This is a genomic window from Nocardia sp. MH4 (assembly GCF_019266065.1).
GTDB lineage: Bacteria > Actinomycetota > Actinomycetes > Mycobacteriales > Mycobacteriaceae > Nocardia > Nocardia canadensis.
This window is the reverse complement of the sequence record NZ_LPNR01000065.1, coordinates 25,154-38,294: the sequence shown is the minus strand read 5'-3', so window position 1 is coordinate 38,294 and position 13,141 is coordinate 25,154. Positions and strand designations below refer to the sequence as shown.

Here is a 13,141-nt window from a genome sequence, read left to right as displayed (position 1 = left end):
TCGCACCCGAGCGGCACGGGGCGGCGGCGCCTCCGCGTGGTGACGCGCCGCCCGCGCCGGTGCCGGTTCGGGTGACCGTGCGCGATCTGACGACCGCTGCGGGCCCGGCCGGTGATCGCGGGCGGGCGGCGCCCGTGGAGGTGCAGATCGTCGTGCGAGGCGGTGGATCGGCGGCGGAGTTGCCCGCCGCGCTGCGCGATCTGGTGCAGACGTTGATCACGCCACAGCGTGTGCCCGCGCCGCGACCGCATCGTTGAGCTGGTGCGAGCCCCATGCCTGGTGGCGTCTGTCGTCGGAGAGCCAGCGGTGCTGCCGGTTCCGAGTCGGTCGAGCGCTCGACCGAGCCGGGGTGCCCGAGCACATCGCTCGCCCCGGGCGAACCTCCGGGCAGGCGCGAGTTTCGGGTTACCGCGACGCGTGCGGGCGGTGGCGGTCGTCTGTGCGGCGGTGATGGTGGCGGGGCCGGCCTGCGGTGGCGCACCGGCCGGCGGGGCCGAGCAGGGGATGTTCGGGTGGCCGCTGCGGCCGCGGCCGACGGTGGAACGGCGGTTCGACAAGCCGGTGCGGAACTGGCTGCCGGGTCATCGCGGGGTCGATCTGGCGGGCAGCGAGGGACAGCCGGTGCTGGCGGCCGGGGACGGCATCGTCGTGTTCGCCGGTGTGGTGGCGGACAAGCCGGTGGTGTCCATCGACCATCCCGGTGGACTGCGCACCACCTACGAACCGGTGCGGGCACACATCGCCGTGGGGAGCCGGGTGAGCAGGGGCACGCCGATCGGGACCCTGGTGGCCGGACACGAGGGGTGTCCGGCCACCGCGTGCCTGCACTGGGGTGCGCGCCGGGAAGCGAGCGAGCACGCGCGGCGCGAGTACATCGACCCGCTGGGTCTGCTGCACGAGGTGCCGGTCCGGTTGAAACCGCTGGCACCCGCGCTGTGACGAACCACTCGGCCGCACCGGGTTCATCGCGCTCGAACGCGGGACGACAATCGGGGTGTGCCAAAGGAATCAGCGCCCTTCACCTACCCCGAGGTGGGTGCCACCCGTGGCACCTTCCCCTCGGGCTACGACCGGTTCGAGCTGCGGCGCCCGATCGGCCACGGCCGCGCACTGTTCGACCGGGCCGCCACCCACATCCTCGCGTTCGGGATCCAGAAGGGCGCCGGTGTCTTCCATCGATCCGATACCGACACCGCGGTGGCGGGAACGGAATTGACGGTGCGCATCGGTCTCGGCCCGGTCGGCATCGTCGCGCCGTGCCGGGTCGTCTACGTGCTGGACAACCCGAACCGCCGCGGCTTCGCCTACGGCACCCTGCCCGGGCATCCCGAGATCGGCGAGGAACTGTTCGCCGTCGAATACGACCCCACCGACGACACGGTGTACGGCCTGGTCACAGCGTTCTCCCGCCCGGGCGCCTGGTACGTGGCGGTCGGCGGACCGGTCGTCCGGCTGATCCAACGCTGGTTCGCCCATCGCTACCTGAAAACCTTGCCTACCAGCGACTGAGCATCACAGCCCGCGCTCGGTGCCGACTTTGTGCCCGCGCTCGGCGCGCGACACGAGGAGATCCACGGCACGGTCGCTCTCGAACGCCCTCGCCCACGAGATCCGTCTCGCTGATCAGTCGATCAGTCCGGTGACCAGCACCCCGGCGACCCCGATGAGCGCCATCATCGCGACAGCGACGGCGGTGGCGGTCACGACATGTCGCCCGGCCTCCACCCGGCCCTGATGGAGCGCGCGACCTCGGAACCATCCGAGAAAGCTCAGCAGCAGGGAGACTGCCGCGGCAACCATCGGCAGCGCGTTCGTCGGCCACCCGTCCGCCGTGACCTCATGGGCGAACAGCAACGCACAACCGGCTGCGCCCAGGGAAGTCCGCCGCCAGGCCAGTGCCGTGCGTTCCATCGCCAAAGTCGAGGGTGTCACGACAGCAGCACCGCCAGGCAGGCGAGTGCGGCGACGACAGCGACTCCGACCGACAGCACGGGGACCAGGACGGTGCCCGGTAGTGGTCGTCCGGTGCGCATCGCGACGTCTATCCGCTGCCAGTGTCGGAACGCTCCCAGCGCTACCGCGAAGGACATCACCAGGCAGCTCACGGCGATGATGCCGCCGAGTCCGGCCAGGCGGAGCGGCTGGACCAGTGTGTGCACGGCGACGCCACCGGCGAGCAGACCGAGCGCCGTGCGCACCCAGGCCAGGAATGTCCGCTCATTGGCGAGGGTGAATCGATAGTCGAGTTCCTCTTCCCCGTCCTCGGATTCACCCCCGACATCGGGCAATGCCATCGCCGACCACCTCCGGACCCCATCTTGCCGTGCGCGCGCTTACCGGCCGGGCAACGCGCCGACCGCTTCACCTTGGCACCGACCGGGCCGATAGCGACGTGGCGAACTCACCGTCATCGCGCCAGGTCGTGCAGGCCGGCGAGCGCGCAAGGCCAGGGATCGTCGGCTGGGAAACTGCAGGGCGGACTACCGCACGCCGGGAATCGCCTACTCGCACGGCAGTCGCTCGCCAGTGAGCGTGGGCCTGCGCGACCTCGCCTGCGTTCAGGCGCGGGGATGGGCCTGATCGTGGACTCGTTTGAGGCGTTCCACGGAGACGTGCGTGTAGAGCTGGGTGGTGGCCATGCTGGCGTGACCGAGGAGTTCCTGGACGACGCGCAGGTCGGCGCCGCCCTCGAGCAGGTGGGTGGCGGCGGTGTGGCGCAGGCCGTGCGGGCCCATGTCCGGAGCACCGGGGATCGCCGAAACGACCTCGTGGACGACGGTGCGGGCCTGGCGCTGGTCCAGGCGGCGGCCGCGCTGACCGAGCAGCAGTGCCCGGCCGGAGTGCTCGTTGGCCAGGGACGGTCGGCCCGCACGGAGCCAGGCGTCGAGTGCGGTGTCGGCGGGGCCGCCGAAGGGCACCGAGCGTTCCTTGTTGCCCTTCCCCAGGACGCGCACGAGAGCACGCTCCCGGTCGATGTCGTCGATGTCGAGGCCGCACAGCTCGCTGACCCGAATGCCGGTGGCGTACAGCATCTCGACGATCAGCCGGTCCCGTAGCGCCATCGGGTCCTGCTGGGCTGCCCCTGATTCCGCCGCGTCCATCGCCTGCACGGCCTGCCTCTGCGCCAGGACCGCGGGCAGTACCCGGTGTGCCTTCGGCGCCCGCAACCGCAGACCCGGGTCGATGGGCAGGCGTCCGGTCTCGGTGAGCCAGGCAGTGAAAGTCCGTGCGGCAGAGGCGCGCCGCGACAGTGTCGTCCGCGCCGCGCCCGACGCCGCCAGCTCGGCCAACCACGACCGCAACAGCGACAGATCCAGTTCCCGCACCGACGAATCCGCCGACCGCGCGTACAGATGTTCCAGCAACGACCGTACGTCCCCGACGTAGGCCCGCACCGTATGCGCCGACCGATTCCGCCCCAACCGCAGATGCCGCCCGAACTCCGTGAGCAGCGCGGTCAGGTCGTCGGGCAACACATCCATTCCCCCACCGTCGCCCGTCCCGCCACCCCACGCAACCCACCACGCCGCGCGACCCAGACCCTCGACCATCCCCGCTCACCGGATACGCACGTGGCGCGGCGCACCGCACGTAGTCTCGCGCTGACTGCCTGCGGTCCGAGTCGCACAGCGGTCTCCTCGCCGGCAGCGCCCCGTATGTCGCCCCGGCACTCCGTACTTCCGCCCCGGCTCATCCGCGGCACCGGCACCGCGCAGCTCAGGCAGCGTGCGGCACGGTCCCCGGTGCGATCACTATGCGCGGCAACAGCCTGGCAATAGGTGAGATTCCCCGCGTCGCGCGGCGTGCGGGTGAGGGAGGCGTGTTTGCGGGGCGGAAGGGGCGTGTTTGCGGGATAAGCCGTAGGTCGGGAGTTCGGCCTGGTCGGAATCCGGTACGCCGCAGTTTCCGTCGCCGAGGGCCGCACGAGCCGACCAGGGGCGCACTGCATCGACTGCATGGACGTCTGCGGCCGACACGACCGACTACGCGGACGGCCGCGACCGGCTGCGGCTGACGCGCGGGGGACGCGATCTGCGGACACGGTGATCTCGTCTGGTGCGCGAGAGGACGCGATCCGCGCACCCGGCTGTCACGGTGCCGTTGCGCCGTCACATCGCACCGGCGCACGGGGTCTCGGAGGGCGTACGCCGGTCGAGGCCCCTTCATCCCGACCCCCGGCCTCGGGTGCGGAACCAGCCGTCGGAATCGCACCCGACCAACTCGGCGAGTTCCAGGCCGACCAGGACAGCGCGGACCGTGGCGACGTCGAGGCCGGATTGGTGGGCCAGGTCCACGGGGAGGCGGGAGCCGATGGCGGGGAGGGCCGCGTAGACGTCGGCTTCGGCGCCACGCAGGTGAGCGGCAGGGTCGGGGGTGTCATCGGTGACGGGGAGGCGGAGGGGGCCCGCCTCGTCGATGACGTCTTCGGCGCGGGTGACGAGCAGGGCTTCGCCCTCGCGGATCATGCGGTGGCAGCCGACCGAGGACGCGGACCCGACGGGGCCGGGGACCGCCATCGCGGGGCGGCCGAGACGGCGGGCCCATTTCACGGTGTTGCGGGCGCCGCTGCGCAGGCCGGCTTCGACGACGAGGACGCCGTCACCGAGAGTGGCGATGAGCCGGTTGCGGGCCAGGAATCGATGCTTCTGGGCGGTGGTGCCCGGCGGATATTCGCTCAGGACCAGGCCGGTCTCGGCGATGGCGGACAGCAGGCGGTCGTGCTGGGCGGGGTAGGGCCGGTCGACGCCACAGGCCAGCACGGCCACGGTCGGGCCGCCGACGGCGAGGGCCGCGCGGTGCGCCGCCGCGTCGATGCCGAAGGCCGCGCCCGAGACGATGGTCCAGCCGCGCCCGGCCAGGTCGCAGGCGATCTCGCTCGCCACCTGCACCCCGTAGCCGCTGCTGCAGCGCGAACCGACCACGGCGACAGCGCGTTCGGACGCCGTCCGCAGCGAGAGCGGGCCGCGTGCCCACAGCACCAGCGGCACCGCGCCCTCGCGGTCACGCTCGCTGTCGAGCTGGTCGAGGCCCAACATCCGCCAGCCGGGCCACTCGTCGTCGTCGGGGGTGATGACCCGCCCGCCCAGCCGCTGTATCGCCGCCAGATCGTCGGCCGCCGTGTCGATCTCCCGCCGAGCCGCCGTCGGGCCACGCAATGCCTCGGGCAGTTCGCATTCGCGCACGGCCCGCGCCGCCTCGCACACCCCGACCGAGGCGATCAGCGCCGACAACGGCGCGCACGGACCCTGTACCACCCGCGACAGGTATACCCAGGCGAGTCTGCGCTCGTCGACGTCCAACGCCACCGGTGAATTACCGGCCGCCGCGGCACGCGGCCCACTCACTGGGCGCCTCGCTGCCGAAAGTTCAAGGCCGACAGCACGTCCTGCACGCTCGGGATCTCCCCGCAGCGCAGGTCGCAGATCGTCCACGCGACCCGGATCGCCCGATCCGCGCCTCGGGCCGACATCCGCCCCAGCCGCAAGGCCGTCTCGATGGGTGCGATCGACTCCCGAGGCAACCGGAAGCGCTGCCGCAGAACATGTCCCGGCACCTCGGCATTGGTGGCCCAGCCGTCGGCGCTCCAGCGTTGCAGGGCCAGCCCACGGGCCCGAGCGACCCGCGCGGCGACACCGGCGCTGCTCTCGACCTGCGCGTCACCGAACGTCGCTCCCGCCTGACCGTGCATCTGCACCCAGATATCGATGCGATCCAGCAGCGGCCCGGACAGCTTGCCCAGGTAGCGCCGCCGGGCCAGCGGCGCGCAGATGCAGTCGACGTCGCGAGCCGGCGCGCACGGGCAGGGATTGGCCGCGAGCACGAGCTGGAATCGGGCCGGGTAGCGCGCGACACCGTCGCGCCGGGCGATCCGCACCTCGCCTTCCTCGAGCGGAGTGCGCAGTGCCTCCAGCACTTTCGTGCCGATCTCCGCGCATTCGTCGAGGAAGAGCACCCCGCGATGTGCCCGGCTCACCGCGCCCGGCCGAGCCATGCCGGAACCACCGCCGATCATGGCGGTGACCGAGGTCGAGTGATGCGGGGCGACGAACGGGGCCAGCGTCATCAGCGGCTGTTCGGCCGACAGCGAACCCGCCATCGAGTGGATCGCGGTGACCTCCAGCGATTCAGCCTCCGACAGGGGTGGCAGCAGACCTGGCAGGCGTTGCGCCAGCATCGTTTTGCCGATCCCGGGCGGCCCGGTCAGCAACAGGTGGTGGCCGCCGGCCGCCGCGACCTCCAATGCCCAGCGGGCCTCGTCCTGACCGACGACATCGCTCAGGTCGCCGCTGGGCGCCTGCGCCCCGGGGACCCTTCCGTCCGGTTCCAGCAGACTGCCTTCACCGCGCAACCAGGCGACCACCGCGCGCAGACTGACCGCGCCGAGCACCTCGATTCCCTCGACAAGCCCGGCCTCGGCCACCGCCGCCGCGGGCACCACCACTGTCGGCACGCCCGCGGTGCGCGCGGCGATCACCGCGGGCAGCACCCCACGCACCCGCCGCACCCGGCCGTCGAGGGCCAGCTCGCCCAGCAGCACGGTCTTGGCCAGCCGCTCCCCCGGCACCGCACCGGACGCGTCCAGGACCGACACCGCCAGCGCCAGGTCGTAGACGCTGCCCACCTTCGGCAGCGTGGCCGGGGACAAGGCCAGGATCACCCGGCCGTCGGGCCACTTCTCCCCCGTGTTGGCGACCGCCGCGCGCACCCGATTGCGCGATTCCTGCAGGGCCGTGTCGGGCAGGCCGACCAGGTTCACCGAGGGCAGGCCCTGGCCGATATCGGCCTCGATCTCGACCAGTTGACCATCGACCCCGGTCACCGCCACCGACAACGCGCGACCGAGCGCCATCAGAAGGCTCCGGCCAGGTGGTCGATGACGGGGCGGTGTCCGCGCGGGACCAGCACCGACACCACGTCGAACCGGATCCGCCGCCACGGGCCCTGCTGCTCGGCCAGCCAGAGCAGCGCGAGCCGACGGATCCGCTGCTGTTTGCTGAAGGTGACCGATTCGGCCGGGGTGCCGAACCCCAGGCCCGACCGCGTCTTGACCTCGACGAACGCCGTGACCGTCGGGTCCTGGACGATCAGATCCAGTTCGCCGTAGCGGCATCGCCAGTTGCGGGCGACGATCTCCATCCCCGACTCACGCAAGAACTGCGCGGCGAGCTTCTCCCCGTATGCGCCGAGCGCCTGTTTGTCTGCCACGGGTCGAAGCATGACGATCGGCTCGGTCGCGCCCGGTCCGGTGACCTGGGCGAACAACAACTCTGTGGACAACCGCCGGCCTGTGGACAACCAGGCCGGCGGTGCGCCGCCTACTCCGGCAGGCGCAGGTCCGGCTTCTCCAGTTCTTCGATGTTCACGTCCTTGAACGTGATCACTCGCACGTGCTTGACGAAGCGCGCCGGACGGTACATGTCCCACACCCACGCATCGCTCATCCGCACTTCGAAGTAGACCTCGCCGTCGGCGTTCTGCGGCCGCAATTCGACAGAATTGGCCAGGTAGAAGCGACGTTCGGTCTCCACCACGTACGAGAACTGGCCGACGATGTCCTTGTACTCGCGGTACAGCGACAGTTCCATCTCGGTTTCGTACTTCTCGAGGTCCTCAGCACTCATCGGGTGGGCCGTCCTCCTTCTAGCAGCGCCGCGTTCATAGTGGACATCATCGCGCATGCGCGGCACGAGTAGCCACTCGGCTACCGCCGGGCACCTCGAGTTCGCGCACATTGCGCCAGGACCGGCGATGTTCGGTGCTCGGTCCGAGCTGCCGGAGCGCGGCGGTGTGCTCGGGCGTGTTGTAGCCCTTGTGCGCCGCGAAACCGTACCCGGGCAGCTGCCCGTCGAGCTCGACCATCATCCGGTCCCTGGTCACCTTGGCCAGAATGCTGGCCGCGGCGATGCACGCCGCGGTGGCGTCGCCGCCGATGACCGGCAGCGACGGCGCGGGCAGCCCGGGGACCTTGAAGCCGTCGGTCAGGATGTAGCCGGGCGTGCGACCCAGCCCCGCGACGGCCCGGCGCATCCCCTCGATATTGGCGACGTGGATCCCGATCGAGTCGATCTCCCATGCCGGCACCACGACGACGCTGTAGGCCAGCGCCAACCGCTGGACGACCGGGAACAGCTCCTCACGGGCCGCCTCCGTGAGTTTCTTGGAGTCGTCGAGGCCCGACAGCTTGTCGTAGGCCTTGGGCGCCAGCAGGCACGCGGCGACCACCAGCGGTCCGGCGCACGGGCCGCGGCCCGCCTCGTCGACACCGGCCACCGGGCCGAGGCCGCCGCGGATGAGCGCCGCCTCGAGCGTGCGCAGGCCCCCGGCCCGGCGCATCACCACCCGCGGCGGCCAGTTGGTCCGATCCTGCCCCACAGTTCGATTGTCCCCGTGTCTCGTCGCGTGTCAGTTTTCCTGCGCGTTCTGCGTCTTCACCGGCCCCATCCGGCTCGGCGGCCAGATCTTGAACACCGTCTTGCCGCGCACGTTGTCCACCGGCACGGTGCCCTGCAGATCGTCGCTGACGTGGGCGCGCGAATCCGCCGACTCGTTGCGGTTGTCGCCCATCACCCACAGGTTGCCCTCGGGCACCTTCACCGGACCGAACACCCGGCCCGCCGGGTAGACCGCGTTGGGGCGGTCGGTGAACCAGGGGTAGTCCTTCTTGATGTACGGCTCGTCGAGCGGCTTGCCGTCGACCATCACCCGGCCCTGCGGATCACAGCACTGCACGGTCTGCCCGCCGACGGCGATGACGCGCTTGACCAGATCGTTCTCGTCCGGCGGGACCAGCCCGAAGTAGGACAGGAAGTTCTGCAGCCCGCGCACGACCGTGTTGTCGGAGCGGACCGACTTGTAGTGCCCGTTCCACGACGGCGGGCCGACGAAGACCACGACGTCGCCGGGGCCGGGATCGGAACCGTAGTAACTGATCTTCTCGACATAGATGCGGTCGCCGATCAGCAGCGTGTTCTCCATCGACTGCGACGGAATCACATACGGCCGTCCGACGAAAGTCACCATCAGCGCGGCGATCACAGCCGCGATCACGATCAGAATCGGCAGCTCCTGCCAGAACGGTCGCTGCTTCTTGTCGCCGCGCTTGCGCTCGCGCCGCCCACCTTCGTCGCCCGAATCGGACACCGACACCGACCCACTTTCGTCTGCCACGCCGAACAGAGTAGCCCGGCGCCCCGACCGAAGTCGGAGCGCCGGGCTACCGGAAAATTCTGTGCTGCGAACAGCTACCGCGAGATCAGCGCTTTTCCTTGATCTTGGCGGCCTTACCGCGCAGATCGCGCAGGTAGTACAGCTTGGCGCGACGCACGTCACCGCGGGTCACGACATCGATGTGGTCGATGTTGGGGCTGTGCACCGGGAAGGTGCGCTCGACACCGACACCGAAGGACACCTTGCGGACCGTGAAGGTCTCGCCGATGCCGCCGCCCTGACGCCGGATCACGACGCCCTTGAAGACCTGGATGCGCTCCTTCGAGCCTTCGATGACCTTCACGTGCACGTTCAGGGTGTCGCCCGGACGGAAATCGGGGACATCGCTACGCAGCGACTTCTCGTCGACGAAGTCAAGGGTGTTCATTTTCCACCTTTTCGGATTCTTTGCGCGAACAGAGGAACCTGGCGGCACTGACGCGCTCGACCGGTTCATGCTCAGAACAGGAGTGCTCACGGACACAACTCGGCCGAGGCAACCGGTTCATTGTGCCAGACCAGGCACTCCGGACTGAAATCGGGCGACCCCGGTCACTCGCCCGCGGTGGTGTCGGCCGTGGCCTCGGCCCGGCTGCGCGGGAGCAGATGGGGATGGGGCGGCGGTGCGGGCGGTGCCGCGACCACCCGGCGCGCGAGCTCGGCTTCGGCCGCCGTCTTGGCGTGCTCGACATCGGGCTTGCCCGCGATCAGGTCCTGGATGAAGATCTTCGCGCGGATCACCGGGCGCCGATAGCGCCGTTCCCTGGCGATGGCCCGGTTCATGGTCTTGTGCCGGTTGCCGTAGCGCCAGCGCGCCCACGGCGCGCCCGGCCTGCTGAGCCGGATCGCGCCGATCAGCAGCAGCGGGGTGAAGAACATGCCGAACAGGCCCGTCCAGATCTTGCCCTTGGCGATCACCACCGCCGCCAGTCCCAGATTCAGCAGCAGGGTGCCCAGGACCGCGATGCGGACGCCGATGCCGCGCGACTGCCGGAAGTCGTCGTAGTCGAGGAAGGTCGCCGGTTGCACGCCGAGCAGCAGCAGGCCGGTCACCGCGAGGGCGACGAAGACCGCGTCGACCGAGGTGCGGCCCTGCTCCTCCCAGTAGACGTCACGCAGGTAGAAGATCAGCGCGAACTCGTCGAGCACCAGCGCCGCGCCGACCCCGAACAGGGCGGCGAGCACGCTGGAGGTGACCTGGGTGGAGTCCTCGGCGGTGGCGATCAGCCCGATGCCGGTCAGCAGCACCGTGATGACGCCGAAGACCATGTGGTGGATGTGGGTGTCGCCGGCTTTGACATTGCCCGGCCACCAGCGCACGTTGGCCCGGATCATCCGCACGCTGATCCGGATGACCACGAAACCGAGGATGAACCCCAGCAGGAAGCACAACAGGGGCAGGCGGCCGTGCGCGATCACATCGTCTTCGAGCCACCGTCGCATGCCGCCCGCCCTGTCGTCGAGTTACTTGCCGCCGAATCCCGCCCGGCGCAGCGCGTCGGCCATCGATCCGCTCGGCTCGGCCGCGGGCTTGCGCTGGTTGCCGCCACGCCCCTGTGGGGCCTGGCCACGTCCCTGCGCCTGTCCACGATCCGAGCCCTGACCACGGCCGCCCTGCGGACGACCCTGACCACGGCCCTGGCCGCGCGGTGCGCCGCCACCACGATTGTCCCCCTGGGCGGGCTTTCCGGGCTCGTCGTCGAGCCGCAAACTCAGCCCGATGCGCTGGCGGGCGACGTCGACCTCCAGCACCTTGACCTTCACGACGTCACCGGACTTGACCACCTCACGCGGGTCCTTGACGAAGGTGTGCGACATGGCCGAGACGTGAACGAGACCGTCCTGGTGCACGCCGACGTCGACGAACGCGCCGAACGCGGCCACATTGGTGACGACGCCTTCGAGCACCATCCCCGGTTTCAGGTCGGCGACCTTCTCCACGCCCGCGGCGAACTCGGCGGTCTTGAACTCCGGTCGCGGGTCGCGGCCGGGCTTCTCCAGCTCGGCGATGATGTCGCTGACGGTGGGCACACCGAACTTCTCGTCGGTGAAGTCGGCGGGCCGCAGCGCGCGCAGGGTGCCGGTGTTGCCGATGATCTCGGCCATCGGGCGGCCGGTGTGCTCGAGGATGCGGCGCACCACCGGGTAGGCCTCGGGGTGCACGGCGGAGGTGTCGAGCGGGTCGTCGCCGCCGCGGATGCGCAGGAAGCCCGCGCACTGTTCGAAGGCCTTGGGGCCGAGCCGGGGCACCTCGAGCAGCGCGGTCCGGCTGCGGAAGGGGCCGTTCTGGTCGCGGTGGGCCACAATGCTTTCCGCGACCGAGCCGGAAACACCGGACACGCGCGAGAGCAGCGGCACCGAGGCCGTGTTGACGTCGACGCCGACCGCGTTCACCGCGTCCTCGACCACCGCGCCCAGCGAACGGGCCAGCAGCGTCTCCGAGACGTCGTGCTGGTACTGGCCGACACCGATCGACTTGGGATCGATCTTCACCAGCTCGGCCAGCGGGTCCTGCAGGCGGCGGGCGATGGAGACCGCGCCGCGCAGCGACACGTCCATGTCGGGCAGTTCGGCCGAGGCGTAGGCCGAGGCCGAATACACCGAGGCGCCCGCCTCCGACACCACGATCTTGGTCGGTTTGTTCTCGGGGATGCGCGAGATCAGTTCGGTGGCCAGGGCATCGGTCTCGCGCGAGGCGGTGCCGTTGCCGATGGCGATGAGCTCCACGCCGAACCGGGCGACCAGCGCGGCGAGCACGGCCAGCGACTTCTCGGTCTGGCCCTGCGGCTTGTGCGGGTAGATGACCTCGGTCGCCACGGCCTTGCCGGTCGAGTCGACCACCGCGACCTTCACGCCGGTGCGGTAGCCGGGGTCCAGGCCCATGGTGGTGCGGGTGCCCGCCGGTGCGGCCAGCAGCAGGTCGCGCAGGTTCGCGGCGAACACGTCCACCGCGTCCTTCTCGGCGGCCTGGCGCAACCGCATCCTGGTGTCGATGCCGAGGCTCACCTGCAGCTTGGTGCGCCAGGCCCAGCGCACCGTGTCGAGCAGCCAGGAGTCGGCCGGGCGGCCCTGGTCGGCGATGCCGAAGGCGACGGCGATGCGGCCCTCGTAGATCGTGCGCTCGCCCGGCGCGGGCTCCTCGGTGTCGGGCTCGAGGTGCAGGGTGAGCACCTCTTCCTTCTCGCCGCGCAGCAGCGCGAGGATCCGGTGCGAGGGCAGCTTGTGGAACGGCTCGCTGAATTCGAAGTAGTCGGCGAACTTGGCGCCCGCTTCCTCCTTGCCCGCGCGGACGGTCGAGGTGACCTGACCGCGGTTCCACATCAGGTCACGCAGCTCGCCGACCAGGTCGGCGTCCTCGGCGAAGCGCTCGACCAGGATGGCGCGGGCGCCCTCGAGCTGTTCGGCGGTGTAGCCGGCCGGATCGGTGGTCGGGTCGCCGATCAGCGCGTCGGCCACCGGCTCGTGCCCGGCCTCACGCGCGATCTGCGCCTTGGTGCGGCGCTTGGGCTTGTACGGCAGGTAGATGTCCTCGAGGCGGGCCTTGGTCTCGGCGAGCATGATCTGCTGATGCAGCGCCGGGTCGAGTTTGCCCTGGCCCCGGATGGATTCGATGATCGCGCCGCGCCGCTCGTCGAGCTCGCGCAGGTAGCCGAGCCGTTCGTCGAGCTGACGCAACTGGGCATCGTCGAGGCCGCCGGTGACCTCCTTGCGGTAGCGCGCGATGAACGGCACCGTCGAACCGCCGTCGAGCAGTTCGACGGCGGCGCGGACCTGGGTCTCGCGCACCCCCAGTTCGTCGGCGATCCGCCTGCCCACGCTGGCGAGGATGGTCGTGCTGTCGGTCGGAGTGCCGTTCGACGTCGAACGGGCGGTCTCGGGCGCTGTCGTCACGACCGCAGAGACTACAGCGCTTCCCCGACACCCGGCCGACTCC

At 70.5% G+C, this 13,141-nt stretch carries 15 protein-coding genes; 3 read left to right on the top strand and 12 right to left on the bottom strand.

Annotation, left to right across the window (positions count from 1 at the left end; genetic code table 11):
• The 3 genes from ATM97_RS05495 to ATM97_RS05485 form a co-directional block, all read left to right on the top strand.
• On the top strand, positions 1–257 hold a 257-nt coding region (locus ATM97_RS05495), incomplete at its 5' end, for a hypothetical protein (RefSeq protein ID WP_218716843.1).
• A 193-nt stretch (positions 258–450) separates the two neighbouring features.
• Positions 451–939, top strand: a complete 489-nt coding sequence (locus tag ATM97_RS05490) for a M23 family metallopeptidase (protein ID WP_218716848.1) — start codon at positions 451–453, stop codon at positions 937–939.
• 57 nt (positions 940–996) lie between these two features.
• Positions 997–1,509 (top strand): DUF1990 family protein, encoded by a 513-nt coding sequence (locus ATM97_RS05485; RefSeq protein WP_218716842.1) that lies wholly within the window; start codon positions 997–999, stop codon positions 1,507–1,509.
• 114 nt (positions 1,510–1,623) lie between these two features.
• Here the strand turns inward: ATM97_RS05485 and ATM97_RS05480 are convergent, their stop codons facing one another.
• The 12 genes from ATM97_RS05480 to ATM97_RS05425 form a co-directional block, all read right to left on the bottom strand.
• Positions 1,624–1,911: a DUF202 domain-containing protein gene (locus ATM97_RS05480; protein WP_218716841.1), complete on the bottom strand. Its 288-nt coding sequence runs from the start codon at positions 1,909–1,911 to the stop codon at positions 1,624–1,626.
• 17 nt (positions 1,912–1,928) lie between these two features.
• Positions 1,929–2,294 carry a YidH family protein gene (locus tag ATM97_RS05475; protein ID WP_218716840.1) on the bottom strand — a complete coding sequence of 122 codons (366 nt, stop codon included), beginning with the start codon at positions 2,292–2,294 and terminating at the stop codon, positions 1,929–1,931.
• Between the two features lie 264 nt (positions 2,295–2,558).
• Positions 2,559–3,482, bottom strand: coding sequence for a tyrosine recombinase XerC (locus ATM97_RS05470; protein ID WP_218716839.1), 924 nt, complete (start codon positions 3,480–3,482; stop codon positions 2,559–2,561).
• A gap of 681 nt (positions 3,483–4,163) precedes the next feature.
• The gene (dprA, locus tag ATM97_RS05465; protein WP_374104831.1) at positions 4,164–5,345 is read right to left on the bottom strand and encodes a DNA-processing protein DprA; all 1,182 of its coding nucleotides are present in this window, start codon (positions 5,343–5,345) and stop codon (positions 4,164–4,166) included.
• Positions 5,342–6,850, bottom strand: coding sequence for a YifB family Mg chelatase-like AAA ATPase (locus tag ATM97_RS05460; protein WP_218716838.1), 1,509 nt, complete (start codon positions 6,848–6,850; stop codon positions 5,342–5,344). Before ATM97_RS05460 ends, dprA begins: the two co-directional genes overlap by 4 nt.
• Entirely contained in the window at positions 6,850–7,206 is a 357-nt protein-coding gene (locus ATM97_RS05455; protein ID WP_218716837.1) for a YraN family protein, read from the bottom strand. Before ATM97_RS05455 ends, ATM97_RS05460 begins: the two co-directional genes overlap by 1 nt.
• A gap of 110 nt (positions 7,207–7,316) precedes the next feature.
• A complete protein-coding gene (locus tag ATM97_RS05450) occupies positions 7,317–7,622 on the bottom strand; it encodes a DUF2469 domain-containing protein (protein ID WP_011210678.1) in 306 nt (101 codons plus the stop codon).
• 46 nt (positions 7,623–7,668) lie between these two features.
• Positions 7,669–8,373 (bottom strand): ribonuclease HII, encoded by a 705-nt coding sequence (locus tag ATM97_RS05445; protein WP_308248379.1) that lies wholly within the window; start codon positions 8,371–8,373, stop codon positions 7,669–7,671.
• A gap of 30 nt (positions 8,374–8,403) precedes the next feature.
• The gene (gene lepB, locus ATM97_RS05440; protein WP_374104830.1) at positions 8,404–9,168 is read right to left on the bottom strand and encodes a signal peptidase I; all 765 of its coding nucleotides are present in this window, start codon (positions 9,166–9,168) and stop codon (positions 8,404–8,406) included.
• 85 nt (positions 9,169–9,253) lie between these two features.
• A complete protein-coding gene (rplS, locus tag ATM97_RS05435; protein WP_019048201.1) occupies positions 9,254–9,595 on the bottom strand; it encodes a 50S ribosomal protein L19 in 342 nt (113 codons plus the stop codon).
• Between the two features lie 164 nt (positions 9,596–9,759).
• Positions 9,760–10,650 (bottom strand): hypothetical protein, encoded by an 891-nt coding sequence (locus ATM97_RS05430; RefSeq protein WP_218716836.1) that lies wholly within the window; start codon positions 10,648–10,650, stop codon positions 9,760–9,762.
• A gap of 21 nt (positions 10,651–10,671) precedes the next feature.
• Positions 10,672–13,098, bottom strand: a complete 2,427-nt coding sequence (locus ATM97_RS05425) for a Tex family protein (RefSeq protein ID WP_218716835.1) — start codon at positions 13,096–13,098, stop codon at positions 10,672–10,674.
• Between the last annotated feature and the right edge of the window lie 43 nt (positions 13,099–13,141).